Genomic DNA, 17367 nt, shown 5'->3' with positions numbered 1-17367 from the left:
TATAGCTAAACTAACAGTTAGATTTGCCAGTTTTGAAATACAAGTACCTAAGCATCACTCGAAAGCGAACCCTCGTCAACCGGTCAAATTACAGGTAATTTTAGCTGAAGAAGAAAATCCGCGTCCTGGAGTTAATCCTATCAGTTGGCTCCTCTTAACTAGCCTAGACATTAGTAAGTACCTAGGCAAAATTAATTACATACTCGCCTCCAAAATTGTCCAGCACTTTTTTAACGTAAGCGAGGAGGCTCTTTCGGTCTTTATAGGCGCTAAATTCAATCCATTCATATTTTAAAAATCTCCATAATATTTCAATTAAATTTAAATGAGGTGAATAAGTGGGCAACCAAAATATTTTCAAATTTTTCTTTTCCCATTCCTCAAGTTTCTCCATAAATGCCTCGCTGGTATGAATGGAAGCTTGGTCAATTATTATGACAGTTTTTTTCTGTATATTTTGGCAATATTTATCCAGAAAATTAATAACTATCTCGCTAGTAACCGTTCCGACCTGTGTCTCATAAAATAATTGATTATCTCGTTTCATTATTCCTAAAATATTTAGTCTTTTACCTTCAATTGGTGGTAACTTTATCGTGGTTTTTTCTTCTTGCCAAGCGTAAGGAATACAAGGCTTTGAATCCCATCCCATTTCATCCAAATATCCTATCTCAATCTCTCCTCTTTTTTCCTGTTTTTTTAGTTCTTCTAAAATAGGTAGTTTGACCTCAAGCTCCCACTCATCAGGGGTTTTGGCGACCCCTCTTCTCACCCTTTTCCACCTCATGTTGATTTTTTTTATGAGTCTTTTTATCGTGTCTTTGCTTACGGTTAATTTCCATTCTTCTACAATTTTTATCTGGATTTTTTTTAAGCTTTTCGGTTCTTCTTTTACCCAGTCAATAACTTGTTGACCTTGTGCTTCTGTCAATTTAGGTTTTCTCCCTCTTCCTCGACGATTATAGAAACCAATTAGTTTTCTATCTTCCCAGGCCGTCAACCAATTATAGATGGTCTTTCTCGTAACTCCAAATATTCCGCTCAATTCTTCTATCGTGGTTCCCTGAAAACTTAAGAGTATACATTTCGCTCGCTCTCTTACTTGATGATGTTTACTAGCTCGATAAATTCTCTCTAGCATTTTCTGGCTCTCGGGGTTTAGGTCTCTAATCAATCTCATTGTATTTTCCTGCTGCTTCGTTTTTTTATGTATTATACTTCTTAATTTTTTATTTGGGTAATTAATTTTGCATGACTACTTAGCTTTGAATCAGCGATAACCTGTGTGCGCTGGTATAGTTATCGCTGGTTAATAGAACGCTATCATTTTGTTTTAAAAAGTGGTTGTGGATTAGAAAAACTGCAATTAGAAACGGGTCGTAGAATTGAGATGGCCTTAGCTACCTATTCAATTGTAGCTTGGAGATTACTCTGGTTAACCTATCAAGCACGCTTACACGGAGAGGAGAGTTGTGAAAGTTTTTTGGAAGAACATGAATGGCAATCTTTGTGTGCCACTATTCATAAAAAGAGTCCGCCACCTGAAAAGCCGCCCTCCTTTCGAGAAGCGGTCAGAATGATTGCTTCTCTTGGGGGGTTTTTAGGTAGAAAAGGTGACGGTGAACCAGGTGTTAAAACTATTTGGTTGGGACTGCGAAGGTTACATGATATCAGCCAGACTTGGAAACTATCTCATCAAATTAGTCCCCCCATAGAACCCCCTTGAGCCATCTTGCACACTTTTCTCTTTTTGTCAAATTTTATGTTAAGAAAGATGTGACTAATGGATAGCTTATCAAGGGGGGTTGGGGGGATCGAACCCAAAATCCATTTTTAATTTAATTAAAACCAGCTACTTACCATTTTAAAAAAATCAATTAATAAATTCAATTTCAGTTAGGGGAACCAGAAATGTTGCTTTTTTATCCCGATGGACAAGCTTTCACTAGCTATAATCAGGAAAACAACGAGCGGAACGATTAGCGAATAAACTGCGGGAATTAGGCATTAATCCTGACGATATCTAAGTTTACCCCTTGATCTCACTTTTATTACCAAGTATTTCAATTAAAGTTAACTCTATTATTGGAAAGGATTCAATAAAAATACTTTCACCTCGATAATATTTCTGAATAGCTTGATAACTACCCTGCAGCGGATGGCGATAAACTTCTAAACATTCTTCCTTGAGATTAACGATCCAAACTTCTTGAATATTTGCCTCTGCATAAAGAGGGATTTTAGTATAGCGATCATAATCGATGGTAGAATCAGAAACTTCAATAATTAAATAGATATCTTGAGGACAAGGATAGGCAGCAACATAAAAATCCGATCGAGGTATTAGTAAACTTAAATCTGGTTCTGGTTGAGAATTATTATTTAATCTAATCGGATTTTGCACCCTGAGAATAATTTTCTGTCCTAATTTTTGATAGAATAATTGTATTAATCTATCTACACTAGAAGCATGACGGGTTCCCATCGGTGACATTTTGATAATTTCTCCTCGAATTAATTCCACTTTTTCATCGGGTTTGATTATTCCCTCGGTTGCCATTTTTTCGTATTCTTCCACCGTAAACTTACGCGTAATCAGTGATAAAGACATTTTAACTAAACTCCTACTTTCTCTTTATTCTATCTGGACAGCCTTCCAACGGGTGAATTATCGGTATTTAAACCATTAATCGGGAGGAATAAACTAACTTTTTGGGGACTTGTACTGATTTTTCGGGAAAAAACAGCACTTGCCATGGCGACAAAACCGCTAGAGCTAACGTCTAGAAAGCTGGGGTCGGATCGAAACTGCCCCAAAAAAGCTACTATAGGTCAGTTGTCGATGTTAAAAAAAATAGCCGTTCCCATCTGGAACATTAAGTCGAGAAATTTTATGGTTAAGCGAAAACAGCCTTATAGTTTAATTTATCTGTTCAGTCTGGCGATCGGTTTAGTGATTGCGATCGCACCTGACGGACAAGCACAAACCCCCGACTCTAACACTCCTGCCAGCGATCCTAACGAATTAAAACCCTTAAATCAAGCCGATAGTGTTCTGAGTCTTCAGGGGGGACAACGTTTAGTGGAAGAAGCGAACACTGCTATTAATGCCGCTAAATACGATGTCGCTGTGGATAAACTCAATCAAGCGCGTCGGATTTTTAACCAACTATCTAACTATCATCTGCAATTAGCTAATAGTTTCTCAGGAATTGACCCGAAAGTATTCGATTCTCAGCGTCAAAGTGCTTTAAACACCGGACAACTGCGGGATGAAGCCACCTATCAGCTTGCTTTAGTTCATAGGGCGCAAAATCAGCCAGAATTGGCGGTTCCTTTGTTAATTCAGGTGATTCAATCCCAAAACCCCACCAGTGAATTAGGACAAAAAAGCTATCAACAACTCTACGAGATGGGATTTGTCAGTACACCCATCTCTGCACCGACTCCCACCTCCGCAACTCCTAGCAATCCCCCCCCACAGCAGTAAATTTTATCCCCATTGACGAGCTTTCGGTAACAATGGGATCAGAGTATCTTTAATTGTTTTGAGGAGTTAAGATGGTTGACTTTCGCCAAGTAGAAGCGATGATTCAAGAACAAATCCCCGATGCACAAGTGATGATTCGGGATTTGACGGGAGGTGGCGATCATTTGGAAGCGGTGGTTATTTCTGGCGAATTTGCTGGCAAAACCCGCGTTAAACAGCATCAAATGGTTTATGGCGCTTTACAATCGGCACTGGCTACCGAAGCCATCCATGCTTTGGCATTAAAAACCTACACTCCCGACAGTTGGGCAGCAGAAAAATAACAGTTATCAGTTATCAGTTATCAGTTATTAGTTAGTTTTTTTCTGGTTTTCTTTGTGGCTAATTATCTTCACAACACACAGTCTAATTTAATTACTCATGGTTAGTCCTTTACTAGAACCCTTTCGAGAAGCCTATCGCAATTTGGAACTTTTACCCCTGCGATCGGATAAAGAATTACAGCGTTTTGCTGTTAAATACGGCACAGAAATTATCGAAGAATTAGAACAATTGATAGAAGATAGTCCTTCGGAAGACGGAAAAATTATTCTAGCAGGACATCGGGGTTGTGGTAAGTCAACCCTACTCTATGAATTTAAAAGAAAGTTAGATGATCGCTGTTTTGTTGTTTTCTTCTCGATCTCAGACATGATCGAAATGTCAGACGTAAATCATGTTAATATTTTTGGCTCTTCGTTACTCTTTATGCTAAATCAACATACAAGATGCCAAGACAACATACTTCTAACCCAAAAATTCCGAAAGTTTCTAAAGCCATAGGCTCTCCGTTTTATTAGTTTAAGTTTATTGTTGATTCCCTCGACCACCCCATTAGTTGTCCTTCGCTCGAAATAACTAATGATTTCTCCAAACCAGTTTCGGATTGTTTGACAACTCTTGGTAAAAACACTGGAGGATTTTGCCAACCAGTCCGAGATGGATAGCAGTCCTTCTGTCGGATTCTCTGAGGTTTCATAAATCTTTCTAAATTCTTCCTTTAACTCGTGCATCTTTTTCAAATTTGGGAAATTTTCTTTGATAGCTTCTAGTTTGATTTTTTGGGTTTCCGTTAAATCTTTTTCATTTTTTAACAAGCTATATTTACTTCGCTTTAAAACTTCTAGCTTCGCTTCTTTTTCCGCTTTCTGTTTTTTATTTCTCTGCGCTTCTACGGCTCTTTTTTCTGCTTTTCTTTGTTCGTCTAACTCTTGATTAATTTGTTTCATTACATGGAATCTATCGGCGACTACCTCGGCCGATGGCATCAATTCTTTCACCAAATTTTTATAGGGCAACCAAAGGTCTATGCTGACTTCTTCAATTTGCTCTAACACCTCTTTTCCCCACCCTGTAAGCGTTTCCCTCAATTCTTCTTGTGTTCGCTTCTCTAGAATAGCTATTAGTTTTCCCGTATCTAAATTTACTAAAACCGCACAGTAATTTTTTTGTCCTTTGACTAGAGCGATTTCATCAATTCCTAGTCTTTTTAATTTCGATAGGTCTGTCTCTGTAATTTCTTCAGCTATGTCCTCTATCATTCTTTGAATCTCTTCTTCCGTTACGTCATTTCTTCGGCTAACATTTAAAATATCTCCTTCTTTTAATTGTTCGAGTATATTCTCGGCTAGTCTTTTCGTATAGGTTCGTTTCTTGGCGACAAAATCTAACTCTTCGCTAAAGGGTTTCTGACAATTACCGCACTTAAATTGACGACGATTAACTTGTAGGTACACTGGTTGACCTGAGAGCGGTAAATCTTTGACTAAATGTCGATGATTTTGGTGAAGTTTATCGCTCTCTAACCCACAACGAGGACAGGCTGCTTTTTGATTTTTCGATTCGACTGGTCAAACTATACCGATATTTTCTAGGTGTCGATAGCCTTGAATACAGGTTCCTTGTAGGTTCAAAAATTTGTCAAGTATCATAAGTAAAATAATCTCGTTTTTGGCAATTATATCAAATCTTAACTCAATTGTCTATCTTTTGGCATTAACCTGTTTGTGCCTTAAGTCCTTCCCTGTATGGATTTCAGCTACTTTTGAGCTTAGGTACTCTCATCGAATTTTATTTTAAGTTAATTATTTGCATAACAATTCCCGAAGAGCCATATTTTATTCTCGATCGCCGTTCAGATGATGTCAGAAGCGGAAGCCCAAAATTTAACTATTAAAGATTAGAACTCTTGCAAATTAATTATATGTTATAATGATGGGTTAACTAATTTTCCCCAAAAAATTAGTTAATCAGTACATTCGTCCTGAATGAAAACTTGAAGTTTAACTTTTAACTCAAAACTCTTTAGAGCTGCTTTAATTTGGTTATCAAAACCTCTTTATTTAAGCGGCACAAACTATCTCAATTATAAAAATTGAGAATAAATTCTCCTTGACTTGATTAATCTTTAGGCAACTTTTAAGAAGCTGCTATACCTATCCCTAACTCACAGTTATAAATAGCCGCCAACAAGTTAACTCTTAAACTATATCTTCGACGACGATTCCGATATTTACAGGATAAGATTTTAAAGATTTTGAGTTTCCTATTTATATGTTCAATGATAATCCTTTCTTTGGCTAAAGCCTTGTTATACTCTTTTTCTAACTCTGTTAATTTTCTATTTTTCGATTTCTTTTTCGGTGTATAACTATTACTATGGTATGCAGCTATTCCCTGATAACCACTGTCTTCTATGCTGGTAGTTAAAGGATGAAAACGAACTCGACTTTTTTTAAATAAACTAAAATCATGACCTCTACCTTTCCCACAGAAGACACAGATAATTTCCTCTGTATTTTGATCAGCTACTAATTGGGATTTTAAAGTATGATAACCTCTTTTACCCGAAAAAAAATCTTTCTGTTTCTTTTGGGGGCGTTCAATGGGAGTTTCCGTTACATCCATTACCGTTATGACCGGTATCTCTGCTTGATTGAGTAAAGCTTTTTTTCCTTTTAAACGGAAGTTTCCCGATTGTAAAAGCATTTTTTCCGTCTTATTTACAATCCGACATATAGTTGATTCTGATAGTTCCCAGCTTGTACCAATGTGAAAATATGTTCTATATTCTCGCCAATATTCTAACGTTACTAAAACTTGTTCTTCTATAGATAGTTTAGGTTTCGGTCCCCTTTTAGATGGTGAATTAGAGTCGGCTTCAACACTTTTTACTGATTCTACCATCTTTCTATATGTTTGTTTGTACACACCGAAACGGCGTTTGAATTGTTCATCTGATAAGTTTTGATAATCCATAATTTTGCTAATAAACATAGCAAAATTATAGATGATTTCCTGACCTAAGATCACATTTTATTCTTTTTTCCACTTCAATCTAAGAATTGAGAAAAAAGCAAAACCTTATATTATACCATAAAAAAATTATGCAAGAGGTCTATTCTATTAAAAAAAGCTTTTATCAATGGTTTGCTGAACAAATTCGCACGGAAACCAATCAAGCAGATGCCACTCTCGAAACAGGTTTTAACTTTTCTTCTTTACTAGCTCACATTAAAGGCATTCTCAAGATTAATTCGACTATTCGCGAGGAAATCAAACAAAAGTATGAGCGGATAATTAACGATTTAGTTGCCCAAATTAACATTATAGCTAGTGTGATCGAGTCCCAAAGTCAGAAAAAAATCTTAGTAATTGTTGATGACATTGATAAAATTGACTTAGCACAGGTAAGGGATATTGGCTCTTCTGGTTTATGTGTGGAAACGAAGCCTATACTGATAGTTTCTTCGGCAAAATAGTCGTAAAAGTCCTTCTCAGTCAACATTTCACGATTCCATAAGCAAAAATTATCACACAAAGTCGAGAAGAGCCGGATATTTTTCAATCCCATATTAAAGCGATTATGTTGCCCAGTTTTCGGATTATTATGACTATTCCGATCGCTGCTTTAAGAGAGGTAGCTTTAAAGGCAACTCTCCAAACAGAAACTAATGATCAGATTGTACAAATGCCTGTATATAAACTCTTTAAACAGGGAGACATTAATTCACCTAATGCTATACCCGATCCGCAAATTATTGCTACTTTAACCGAGATTATCACTAAGCGCATCGATCCCGCTTTAATCGATCCTGACACCCTCGAAAAAATTTGTCTTTATAGTGGGGGAGTGTTACGAGAATTAATTCGCATTACTAATGATTGCTGTCGGGTTTGTTTGCGATCAGTTCGTCGTTATCCTGATGATAATACCCTAAAAATTGATCAAGCTGTTTTAGAACAATCAATCACAGAACTTAGTCTGGATTTTGCTGAAAGTATCGGTACAGCAGATGAGGAAATTATTAAAACTGTTTATGAAAAGTTAAAACCGAAGGATCTCAAGGATCAAAATTTTCTAGATCTGCTGCATGGTTTATATATTTTGGAATACCGCAATGGCGATCTCTGGTATAACGTGCATCCGATTGTGGTTGAGTTAATGAAAAAAAGAGGAACAATTTGAATGGGATAAGTAAGTAGTTATAATTAAATTGAAGATGGATCCCCCCTTGATCCCTAGGACTGTTTCATTCTCCCATCAGAATATCAAAAGTAAAAGCGATCACAGTCAGGTAAAATGAGGAGTGACCGCCAACCTTTCAAATATATGTTGAGCTTAATAGAAAAACTAAAACAAGTCAAGGACTTTCGGAAAGATAAAGGAAAAAGACACCATTTATGGATAGTATTAGTAGTAATAATACTGGGAACAATGCTAGGATACTCAGGTTATAGAGAGCTAGGAGAGTTGGGAGCATCCCAATTTTGCAATAAGTATAAATGCTTAGAGACTAAAAACGTTAGCTAAGGCAAAATAAAGAGAAACAATTAAACGGTAGAATCATGAATACAGACCAAAAAGAACAACTAGATCAACATTTAAAAGCCATTGCTCAAATTCTAGTCGATAATACCCCAGAAGAACAACTACGTAGCTTTGAGGGCATTGAAACCGCCCTGCGAGACCATTGGCTGACTACATTGGGTCCTGCCATAGGCAATTTTTTTTTGAATCAGCAACAGGAACCCAAGCAGGGCGAACCAAAAGCGTAAGCAGTATCATAGGGAAAGTCAAGATAAGCGAGAAACAAGCCGATAAACTAGGATTAAGCAAGAATAATCGATTAAGTCCCATGCTGGAGAAATGTTGCTTAGGAGCAGTGGCTAAAGTCTCTTTTGAAGATGCGGAAAAAGATATCAAAATGGCGACAGGAATGGCAGTTTCAGGCAGTAGTCAACAGAGGCTTGTACAAAGATATAAATTTGAGGAAGCAGAAGCAAAGAGTCCGGTAGAAGCATTGAGTGTAGAGGTCGGAAAAGTCAGAATCAGAACGCCCAAAGGACAACCGAGTCAAGGTCGAGATTACAAAGCAGTAAGTCTGCATGGTCAAGAATGTGCGGGATTTTTTCAGCAAAATGAAGAATTACTGGAATGGGTGAACCGTCAGCCCTTAACAGAGGTAGTCACCTGTTTAGGAGATGGTCATGATGGGGTGTGGAATCTGATGGAGAAAATCGGTGTTAAAAGGAGAGAAATATTGGATTGGTATCATTTAGTAGAGAATATGAATAAAATAGGCGGGTCAAACCAGCGTCTGAATAGAATCAAAGAGAATTTATGGAAAGGAGAGGTGAAAAGAGTTTTAGAGGAATTAGAGGGATGCAAAAAGAAACAGGCTATAAATTTCACCAAATATGTCGATAAACATCGAGAAAGAATACCCAATTACGAACTCTATCAATCACAAGGGATTTGCATCGGTTCTGGAAGTGTAGAGTCAAAGATTAAGCAAATAGGTGCAAGAATGAAAATTGTGGGAGCACAATGGAAAGCAGAGAATGTTCCTCAGTATTTGAAGCTACGTTGTGCTTATCTCAACGGCGATATTGCCTGAGTATTTTTACTCATTGCAAAACTGGGATGCTCCCGGAGAGTTTGCTAAAAATAATCGGCACAGGCTGAGTAAAGAATTTAACATAATTCCAGAAAGAGTCCCATCCTATTCAACAATTAGAAGGGTAATGATGGGAGTTGACTGGCAGAGTTTGTTAAAAATATTTAACGAATGGGCATTACAAGAATATGGACAAAGAGATGATATAAATTGGCTAGGGATGGATGGAAAAAGTCTCAAAAACACCCTAAAGAATCCTAATAATGAACAACAAAATTTCATCATGTTTGTCTCATTGTTTAGTCAAGAAAGTGGATTAGTATTACACTTAAAAAGAATCGAAAACAAAAAAGGGTCTGAAATCGACGAAGGGCAAGCTATAATCAAGCATTGCTCTCTCCAAAATAAGGTTTTTACTGGCGATGCTTTACACTGTTAGAAAAAAACAATCAGCTTAATAGCCAAGAGTAAAAATGATTATGTTATCACCGTTAAAGGAAATCAGAAAAATCTTTATCAGCGAATACAAGACCTGAGTAATTCCTCAAAGCCAGAAAGTTGCTTTCTTGAACAAGATAATAGTCATGGACGAAAAATATCAAGAAAAATAGAAGTTTTTAAAGTTAGAAAAAATGAAAGACAAGGGTTTGAAAATCTGCGAAGAGTTATTAAAGTAGAAAGAAAGGGTAGTCGCGGGGATAAAACCTATGAAGAAACAGCTTACTATATCAGTAGCCTAACCGAATCCGCTCAAGTATTTGCTAAAATTATTCGAGGACACTGGAAAATAGAAAATCAGTTACATTGGGTAAAAGATGTAATTTTTGAGGAAGATAAAAGCGAGATAAGTGATTTTCAAGCGGCAAGCAATTGGTCAATTCTCACAACCATAGGATTGAATCTTTTCAGAGGTTTGGGTTTTCTCTCAATAACAGAGGGACAGAGATGGTTAGCTGAACGTTGGGAAAAACTGATAGTTTTATCGACGTAAGAAGCAGAAAAATTAGCTAAATTAACAGGATGTACTCTCAGACAATTTCAAGAGAGATAGGCTTTTAGTGGCTTGGGAACAGGCTTTATCAATCTATTCATAATAAATATTGGCAGAAGATTAAAGATTAGTTATTATGACTAACTCTTTTGATTAGAAAAAGATAAACTTGAGAATCCTCGATCAAATTTATTGACTCAAAATCAGCTATACTTAATTTAAATGAATCAACCCTACCTTTATCAAGGGGGTATTAAGGGGGGAGCCGCACCCCCCTTATCAAGCTATCCATTAGTCAGATCTTTCTTAACAAAAAGAGAAGAATCTTAAAAAAAGGGGAAACGATTGATAGGTATAGTTTTGAAAGAAGGAATTAAGGTGGAGGTAAGCAAAAAAATGGAGAAATGGGCAGCCCAAGAATTACAGTATGCAGACCTAGGGGACACCAGAAGAAAGAAAAGGTTAATCAGTATCGTAGAAAACTTGGCCAGCCAATCTAGTACAAGTGTGCCACAAGCTTCGGGAAATCTAGCCGCAGCGAGTGCCACCTACGACTTTTGGAATTCCCCCTATTTTCACCCCTCAGATATAATTGCCGCCCAAGCCAAAAGTACAGTAGAAAGAATCAAAGAACATCCAATAGTTTTGGCAGTGCAAGACACAACAAGTTTAGACTTTACGACGCAAAAAGCCAAAAAAGGAATGGGTTATCTAGATTATAAAAAATCCTTTGGTCTCAAAGTTCATACCACCTTAGGAGTGTCACCGCAAGGAATACCTTTAGGACTGATTAATCAATATGTCTGGGCAAGAGAAGAAAAGAATTTAGGGATTGCCAAGCAACGCAAAAAAAGAGAAACCGAAGAAAAAGAAAGTCAAAGATGGTTAGATTCTTTGTCAGAAACACAACAACAAATACCCGAAGAAATTCAAGTAGTAACAATCGGAGATTGTGAGGCAGACATATTTGATTTATTTGCCCAATCAAGAAGTCCTAACTCTCATTTATTAATCCGAGGAACTCATAACCGAAAAGTTAACTATCTCGAAGACAAGCAAAAGTCAGGGCATCCAGAGCCTAAATATTTACATCAATCCATCAGAGAAATAAAAGCCTGTGGTAGCCTAGATGTGCAAGTAAAACGCAATCCTAATCACGAGGCTAGACTAGCTAAACTAACAGTTAGATTTGCCAGTTTTGAAATACAAGTACCTAAGCATCACTCGAAAGCGAACCCTCGTCAACCGGTCAAATTACAGGTAATTTTAGCTGAAGAAGAAAATCCGCGTCCTGGAGTTAATCCTATCAGTTGGCTCCTCTTAACTAGCCTAGACATTAGTAGCTTTGAATCAGCGATAACCTGTGTGCGCTGGTACAGTTATCGCTGGTTGATAGAACGCTATCATTTTGTTTTAAAAAGTGGTTGTGGATTAGAAAAACTGCAATTAGAAACGGGTCGTAGAATTGAGATGGCCTTAGCTACCTATTCAATTGTAGCTTGGAGATTACTCTGGTTAACCTATCAAGCACGCTTACACGGAGAGGAGAGTTGTGAAGTTGGCTCTTCGTTACTCTTTATGCTAAATCAACATACAAGATGCCAAGACAACATACTTCTAACCCAAAAATTCCGAAAGTTTCTAAAGCCATAGGCTCTCCGTTTTATTAGTTTAAGTTTATTGTTGATTCCCTCGACCATCCCATTCGTTGTCCTTCGCTCGAAATAACTAATGATTTCTCCAAACCAGTTTCGGATTGTTTGACAACTCTTAGTAAAAACACTGGAGGATTTTGCCAACCATTCCGAGATGGATAGCATTCCCTCTGTCGGATTCTCTGAGGTTTCATAAATCTTTCTAAATTCTTCCTTTAATTCCTGCATCTTTTTCAAATTTGGGAATTTTTCTTTGATAGCTTCTAGTTTGATTTTTTGAGTTTCCGTTAAATCTTCTTCATTTTTTAACAGACTATATTTACTTCGCTTTAAAACTTCTAGCTTTGCTTCTTTTTCCGTTTTCTGTTTTTTATTTTTCTGCGCTTCTACGGCTCTTTTTTCCGCTCTTCTCTGTTCGTCTAACTCTTGATTAATTTGTTTCATTACATGAAATCTATCGGCGACTACCTCGGCCGATGGCATCAATTCTTTCACCAAATTTTTATAGGGCAACCAAAAATCTATGCTGACTTCTTCAATTTGCTCTAACACCTCTTTTCCCCAGCCTGTCAGCGTTTTCCTCAATTCTTCTTGTGTTCGCTTCTCTAGAATAGCTATTAGTTTTCCCGTATCTAAATTTACTAAAACTGCACAGTAATTTTTTTGCCCTTTGACTAGAGCGATTTCATCAATTCCTAGTCTTTTTAATTCCGATAGGTCTGGCTCTGTAATTTCTTCGGCGATGTCCTCTATCATTCTTTGAATCTCTTCTTCCGTTACGTCATTTCTTCGGCTAACATTTAAAATATCTCCTTCTTTTAATTGTTCGAGTATATTCTCGGCTAGTCTTTTCGTATAGGTTCGTTTCTTGGCGACAAAATCGGCTCTTCGTTACCCTTTATGCTAAATCAACAGACAAGATGCCAAGACAACATACTTCTAACCCAAAAATTCCGAAAGTTTCTAAAGCCATAGCCTCTCCGTTTTATTAGTTTAAGTTTATTGTTGATTCCCTCGACCACCCCATTAGTTGTCCTTCGCTCGAAATAACTAATGATTTCTCCAAACCAGTTTCGGATTGTTTGACAACTCTTGGTAAAAACACTGGAGGATTTTGCCAACCAGTCCGAGATGGATAGCAGTCCTTCTGTCGGATTCTCTGAGGTTTCATAAATCTTTCTAAATTCTTCCTTTAACTCGTGCATCTTTTTCAAATTTGGGAAATTTTCTTTGATAGCTTCTAGTTTGATTTTTTGGGTTTCCGTTAAATCTTTTTCATTTTTTAACAAGCTATATTTACTTCGCTTTAAAACTTCTAGCTTCGCTTCTTTTTCCGCTTTCTGTTTTTTATTTCTCTGCGCTTCTACGGCTCTTTTTTCTGCTTTTCTTTGTTCGTCTAACTCTTGATTAATTTGTTTCATTACATGGAATCTATCGGCGACTACCTCGGCCGATGGCATCAATTCTTTCACCAAATTTTTATAGGGCAACCAAAGGTCTATGCTGACTTCTTCAATTTGCTCTAACACCTCTTTTCCCCACCCCGTAAGCGTTTCCCTCAATTCTTCTTGTGTTCGCTTCTCTAGAATAGCTATTAGTTTTCCCGTATCTAAATTTACTAAAACCGCACAGTAATTTTTTTGTCCTTTGACTAGAGCGATTTCATCAATTCCTAGTCTTTTTAATTTCGATAGGTCTGTCTCTGTAATTTCTTCAGCTATGTCCTCTATCATTCTTTGAATCTCTTCTTCCGTTACGTCATTTCTTCGGCTAACATTTAAAATATCTCCTTCTTTTAATTGTTCGAGTATATTCTCGGCTAGTCTTTTCGTATAGGTTCGTTTCTTGGCGACAAAATCTAACTCTTCGCTAAAGGGTTTCTGACAATTACCGCACTTAAATTGACGACGATTAACTTGTAGGTACACTGGTTGACCTGAGAGCGGTAAATCTTTGACTAAATGTCGATGATTTTGGTGAAGTTTATCGCTCTCTAACCCACAACGAGGACAGGCTGCTTTTTTATTTTTCGATTCGATTTGGAAAACTATACCTATATTTTCTAGGTGTCGATAGCCTTGAATACAGGTTCCTTGTAGGTTCAAAAATTTGTCAAGTATCATAAGTAAAATAATCTCGTTTTTGGCTATTATATCAAATCTTAACTCGATTGTCTATCTTTTGGTATTAACCTATTTGTGCCTTAAGTCCTTTCCTGTATGAATTTCAGCTACTTTTGAGCGTAGTTGCTCTCATCGAATTTTATTTTAAGTTAATTATTTGCATAACAATTCCCGAAGAGCCACAAAATCTAACTCTTCGCTAAAGGGTTTCTGACAATTACCGCACTTAAATTGACGACGATTAACTTGTAGGTACACTGGTTGACCTGAGATTGGTAAATCTTTGACTAAATGTCGATGATTTTGGTGGAGTTTATCGCTCTCTAACCCACAACGAGGACAGATTGCTTTTTGATTTTTCGATTCGACTGGTCAAACTATACCGATATTTTCTAGGTGTCGATAGCCTTGAATACAGGTTCCTTGTAGGTTCAAAAATTTGTCAAGTATCATAAGTAAAATAATCTCGTTTTTGGCAATTATATCAAATCTTAACTCAATTGTCTATCTTTTGGCATTAACCTGTTTGTGCCTTAAGTCCTTCCCTGTATGGATTTCAGCTACTTTTGAGCTTAGGTACTCTCATCGAATTTTATTTTAAGTTAATTATTTGCATAACAATTCCCGAAGAGCCTGAAAGTTTTTTGGAAGAACATGAATGGCAATCTTTGTGTGCCACTATTCATAAAAAGAGTCCGCCACCTGAAAAGCCGCCCTCCTTTCGAGAAGCGGTCAGAATGATTGCTTCTCTTGGGGGGTTTTTAGGTAGAAAAGGTGACGGTGAACCAGGTGTTAAAACTATTTGGTTGGGACTGCGAAGGTTACATGATATCAGCCAGACTTGGAAACTATCTCATCAAATTAGTCCCCCCATAGAACCCCCTTGAGCCATCTTGCACACTTTTCTCTTTTTGTCAAATTTTATGTTAAGAAAGATGTGACTAATGGATAGCCTTATCAAGGGGGGACTAAGGGGGGATCAAAGGGGGATCGAACCTAAAATGGCTCTTCTAGGTTCTGTGTGATAAGTTTAATTGACATAGGATCGATCGATCTTTGTGTCCTTTGTGTCTTTGTGGTTCGTTCCACCCCCTCGCTAGGAGAAATGTATCTTAGAATACATTTTACCCACCAAAGCTGGGAGAGCCCTAAAATCCATTTTTAATTTAATTATAACCAGCTAAGTACCTAAGCAAAATTAATTACACACATCTAACCACCTCTTGCCTTTTGCCTTTTGCCTTTTGCCTTTTGCCTTTCTTCACTAGGAAATTTATTTTGCACGACTACTTACTTATGCTAGGCGCAAAAACATCTCTCAATCTATCCTTACTTAAAACTCTGGGTTTAGTCGCCGTTATCGGTGGACTAATCATGGCTATGGTGGAAATGCAACAGGAAAAGGTGAAAACCTTGACCAAAGAAAAATTATTAGAGAGAAATTATAGTCAAGAATCTCGCCTAGAAAATGCTCAGGTTGAGTTATTGAAAAATATGCCAGCTTTTGGCTTTGATAATATGTTAGCCAATTGGGCAATGTTACAGTTTATTCAATACTATGGCGATGGGGATGCTCGTAGGGAAACTGGCTACGGTTTAAGTCCCGATTTTATGGAGATTGTCACCAAAAATGACCCAAAATTTGTCCGCGCCTATTTGATGATGTCCGTCGCTTCTTCTGTCAATGCTGGCAAACCCGAAAGAACCGTTGAGATTATGAATAAAGGTTTAGCAAAACTCAGTCCTGATGTCACCGATGCCTATTTTGTTTGGTTATATAAAGGAGTGGATGAACTATTATTTTTAGGTGATATTACTGCGGCAAAAAAATCTAATCAAATGGCCGCCGATTGGGCGAAAATTGCCGGTAATGAATTTATCGAAAAATCCGCTAGGGGAACAGTAAAATTTTTAGAAACTAATCCCGATAGTCGCGCCCCTAGAGTCGGTGCTTGGATGTTAGTCTGGATAAGTAGCCAAGACGAAGAAACCCGCAGGTTAGCTAAGGAAAATATCGAAAAATTGGGCGGTAAATTGGTTGTGGTTAATAATAATCAAGTGATGGCAATTCCTCCGAAAGATTAGGAGTTAGCATATTTTTCATCCTGCCAAAACTTATTATTTAATAAGCCATCAATATCCTCAGCAAAGGGACAAACATCGGGAAAATTAGAGTCTGGATAATCCTCTTTCATCGCTTCTAAAGCTTCTCGATAACATTCTTCTAAAATCTCTATCATAAACCTTTTCAAACTAGGAGAATACTTAAATTCCTTCTTCAACTCCTTGCGAAAATTTCTAATTTCAATTTCCCACCCTCGATAACAATCGGGAAGAACCACATAACAACGTTTTAATAAATGTTCTAATAAACGAGTTAAAAAATTATCGACCGCTTTGCGTTGACTTTTCCCCAAAGATTCCACCTCCTCAATCAAATTCTCCAAATCAACCTGAGATAAATCCCCAGATTTTAATTGCTTAACCGTCTTCTCTATCCACAAAGCAAAATCTTGATCATACAGATTTTTTACCTTGGCTAAAGTCATAATTTTTTCCCCTGTTAAACTTAAATTCATTTCTTGAAAATCACACTAAATCTGGTTATTAAAGACTGATTATTTATTGCGCTTAACGGATTTAGCATCAGAGTTTAACTTTCTCAAAACCTATGGTTTAATAAACTATCAATATCCTTAGAAAAAGGAGAAATATCGGAAAAAATAGCATCATATTTAATTCGCATATTCTCCACCGCTTCCTGATAACAATCATCACAAATATCGGTTAAAAAACTGCATAAACTAGGGGAATCTTTAAGGATATCTTTTAACTTCGATTGACAGCGTTTAATTGTTACTTCCCAACCTCGATAACAGTCAGACAAAGGAAGATAACGCCGTTTTAAACCGTGTTCAAATAATGTAATTAAACGGTTTTTAAGTTCCCTTTTATCTCGTCTTCCCAAAGACTCCACCTCCTCAATCAAATTCTCCAAATCAACCTGAGATAAATCCCCAGATTTTAATTGCTTAACCGTTTTCTCTATCCACAAAGCAAAATCTTGATCATAGAGATTTTTTACCTTGGCTAAAGTCATAATTTTGACCTCCTCTGTTGACTAATTGCCTTCATTTTAGCGAAACTTGGCCAATTCAGACTAAATCCG

The 17367-nt window shown here is 37.1% G+C and carries 13 protein-coding genes and 11 pseudogenes; 14 read left to right on the top strand and 10 right to left on the bottom strand.

The window, feature by feature from the left end; genetic code table 11:
* Nucleotide 1: 1 nt before the first annotated feature.
* Nucleotides 2-202, top strand: a pseudogene (locus ACQY1X_RS03940) (IS4 family transposase); the annotation flags it as partial.
* Here ACQY1X_RS03940 and ACQY1X_RS03935 read toward each other — a convergent pair.
* Nucleotides 182-1180 carry an IS630-like element ISMae24 family transposase gene (locus tag ACQY1X_RS03935; RefSeq protein ID WP_052275630.1) on the bottom strand — a complete coding sequence of 333 codons (999 nt, stop codon included), beginning with the start codon at nt 1178-1180 and terminating at the stop codon, nt 182-184. The pseudogene ACQY1X_RS03940 and the gene ACQY1X_RS03935 overlap by 21 nt on opposite strands.
* A gap of 81 nt (nt 1181-1261) precedes the next feature.
* Between ACQY1X_RS03935 and ACQY1X_RS03930 the strand changes: the two are divergent.
* Nucleotides 1262-1726: pseudogene (locus ACQY1X_RS03930) on the top strand (IS4 family transposase); the annotation flags it as partial.
* 303 nt (nt 1727-2029) lie between these two features.
* Here ACQY1X_RS03930 and ACQY1X_RS03925 read toward each other — a convergent pair.
* Nucleotides 2030-2611, bottom strand: a complete 582-nt coding sequence (locus ACQY1X_RS03925; RefSeq protein WP_069475487.1) for a Uma2 family endonuclease — start codon at nt 2609-2611, stop codon at nt 2030-2032.
* Between the two features lie 231 nt (nt 2612-2842).
* Between ACQY1X_RS03925 and ACQY1X_RS03920 the strand changes: the two genes are divergently transcribed.
* From ACQY1X_RS03920 to ACQY1X_RS03910, 3 genes are all read left to right on the top strand, one after another.
* Entirely contained in the window at nt 2843-3490 is a 648-nt protein-coding gene (locus ACQY1X_RS03920; protein WP_042790659.1) for a hypothetical protein, read from the top strand.
* 71 nt (nt 3491-3561) lie between these two features.
* The gene (locus tag ACQY1X_RS03915) at nt 3562-3813 is read left to right on the top strand and encodes a BolA family protein (protein WP_002737239.1); all 252 of its coding nucleotides are present in this window, start codon (nt 3562-3564) and stop codon (nt 3811-3813) included.
* A 97-nt stretch (nt 3814-3910) separates the two neighbouring features.
* Complete coding sequence (locus ACQY1X_RS03910; RefSeq protein WP_430014015.1) at nt 3911-4312, top strand: hypothetical protein; 402 nt, start codon at nt 3911-3913, stop codon at nt 4310-4312.
* Here the strand turns inward: ACQY1X_RS03910 and ACQY1X_RS03905 are convergent.
* Nucleotides 4246-5460 (bottom strand): annotated as a pseudogene (locus ACQY1X_RS03905) (ISL3 family transposase). The gene ACQY1X_RS03910 and the pseudogene ACQY1X_RS03905 overlap by 67 nt on opposite strands.
* Nucleotides 5461-5947: 487 nt before the next feature.
* Complete coding sequence (locus ACQY1X_RS03900; RefSeq protein WP_002732125.1) at nt 5948-6805, bottom strand: IS5-like element ISMae4 family transposase; 858 nt, start codon at nt 6803-6805, stop codon at nt 5948-5950.
* A gap of 125 nt (nt 6806-6930) precedes the next feature.
* On the opposite strand from ACQY1X_RS03900, the pseudogene ACQY1X_RS03895 reads away from it, so the two are divergent.
* Nucleotides 6931-7224: pseudogene (locus tag ACQY1X_RS03895) on the top strand (ATP-binding protein); the annotation flags it as partial.
* On the opposite strand, the gene ACQY1X_RS03890 reads toward ACQY1X_RS03895, so the two are convergent.
* Nucleotides 7164-7382 (bottom strand): hypothetical protein, encoded by a 219-nt coding sequence (locus ACQY1X_RS03890; protein WP_430014014.1) that lies wholly within the window; start codon nt 7380-7382, stop codon nt 7164-7166. The pseudogene ACQY1X_RS03895 and the gene ACQY1X_RS03890 sit on opposite strands and share 61 nt — an antisense overlap.
* On the opposite strand from ACQY1X_RS03890, the pseudogene ACQY1X_RS03885 reads away from it, so the two are divergent.
* The 6 genes and pseudogenes from ACQY1X_RS03885 to ACQY1X_RS03860 all read left to right on the top strand — a co-directional run.
* Nucleotides 7365-7997, top strand: a pseudogene (locus ACQY1X_RS03885) (ATP-binding protein); the annotation flags it as partial. The gene ACQY1X_RS03890 and the pseudogene ACQY1X_RS03885 sit on opposite strands and share 18 nt — an antisense overlap.
* Before the next feature lie 144 nt (nt 7998-8141).
* Nucleotides 8142-8336, top strand: a pseudogene (locus ACQY1X_RS03880) (transposase family protein); the annotation flags it as partial.
* 41 nt (nt 8337-8377) lie between these two features.
* Nucleotides 8378-8587: a hypothetical protein gene (locus tag ACQY1X_RS03875; RefSeq protein WP_002734616.1), complete on the top strand. Its 210-nt coding sequence runs from the start codon at nt 8378-8380 to the stop codon at nt 8585-8587.
* Between the two features lie 80 nt (nt 8588-8667).
* Nucleotides 8668-9429: an ISKra4 family transposase gene (locus tag ACQY1X_RS03870; protein WP_430014720.1), complete on the top strand. Its 762-nt coding sequence runs from the start codon at nt 8668-8670 to the stop codon at nt 9427-9429.
* Nucleotides 9407-10420, top strand: a pseudogene (locus ACQY1X_RS03865) (ISAs1 family transposase). Before ACQY1X_RS03870 ends, ACQY1X_RS03865 begins: the two are co-directional and overlap by 23 nt.
* Nucleotides 10421-10816: 396 nt before the next feature.
* Nucleotides 10817-11977: pseudogene (locus ACQY1X_RS03860) on the top strand (IS4-like element ISMae7 family transposase); the annotation flags it as partial.
* Between the two features lie 29 nt (nt 11978-12006).
* Here ACQY1X_RS03860 and ACQY1X_RS03855 read toward each other — a convergent pair.
* The 3 genes and pseudogenes from ACQY1X_RS03855 to ACQY1X_RS03845 form a co-directional block, all read right to left on the bottom strand.
* Nucleotides 12007-12957, bottom strand: a pseudogene (locus ACQY1X_RS03855) (ISL3 family transposase); the annotation flags it as partial.
* Nucleotides 12958-12983: 26 nt separating this feature from the next.
* Nucleotides 12984-14198, bottom strand: a complete 1215-nt coding sequence (locus ACQY1X_RS03850) for an ISL3 family transposase (protein WP_193979949.1) — start codon at nt 14196-14198, stop codon at nt 12984-12986.
* 156 nt (nt 14199-14354) lie between these two features.
* A pseudogene (locus tag ACQY1X_RS03845) lies at nt 14355-14651 on the bottom strand (transposase family protein); the annotation flags it as partial.
* A gap of 173 nt (nt 14652-14824) precedes the next feature.
* Here ACQY1X_RS03845 and ACQY1X_RS03840 point away from each other — a divergent pair.
* Nucleotides 14825-15085, top strand: a pseudogene (locus ACQY1X_RS03840) (IS4 family transposase); the annotation flags it as partial.
* Nucleotides 15086-15494: 409 nt separating this feature from the next.
* Nucleotides 15495-16283 carry a hypothetical protein gene (locus tag ACQY1X_RS03835; protein WP_430015411.1) on the top strand — a complete coding sequence of 263 codons (789 nt, stop codon included), beginning with the start codon at nt 15495-15497 and terminating at the stop codon, nt 16281-16283.
* On the opposite strand, the gene ACQY1X_RS03830 is transcribed toward ACQY1X_RS03835, so the two are convergent.
* A complete protein-coding gene (locus ACQY1X_RS03830) occupies nt 16280-16747 on the bottom strand; it encodes a DUF29 domain-containing protein (protein ID WP_002736517.1) in 468 nt (155 codons plus the stop codon). The two genes, ACQY1X_RS03835 and ACQY1X_RS03830, sit on opposite strands and share 4 nt — an antisense overlap.
* A gap of 113 nt (nt 16748-16860) precedes the next feature.
* Entirely contained in the window at nt 16861-17298 is a 438-nt protein-coding gene (locus ACQY1X_RS03825) for a DUF29 domain-containing protein (RefSeq protein WP_430015410.1), read from the bottom strand.
* Nucleotides 17299-17367: the final 69 nt, after the last annotated feature.

This window comes from Microcystis protocystis FBCC-A270 (genome assembly GCF_050500235.1).
Classification (GTDB): Bacteria; Cyanobacteriota; Cyanobacteriia; order Cyanobacteriales; family Microcystaceae; genus Microcystis; species Microcystis ichthyoblabe_A.
Note: the sequence above shows the minus strand (reverse complement) of the source record. Positions and strands in the feature narration are given on the sequence as shown.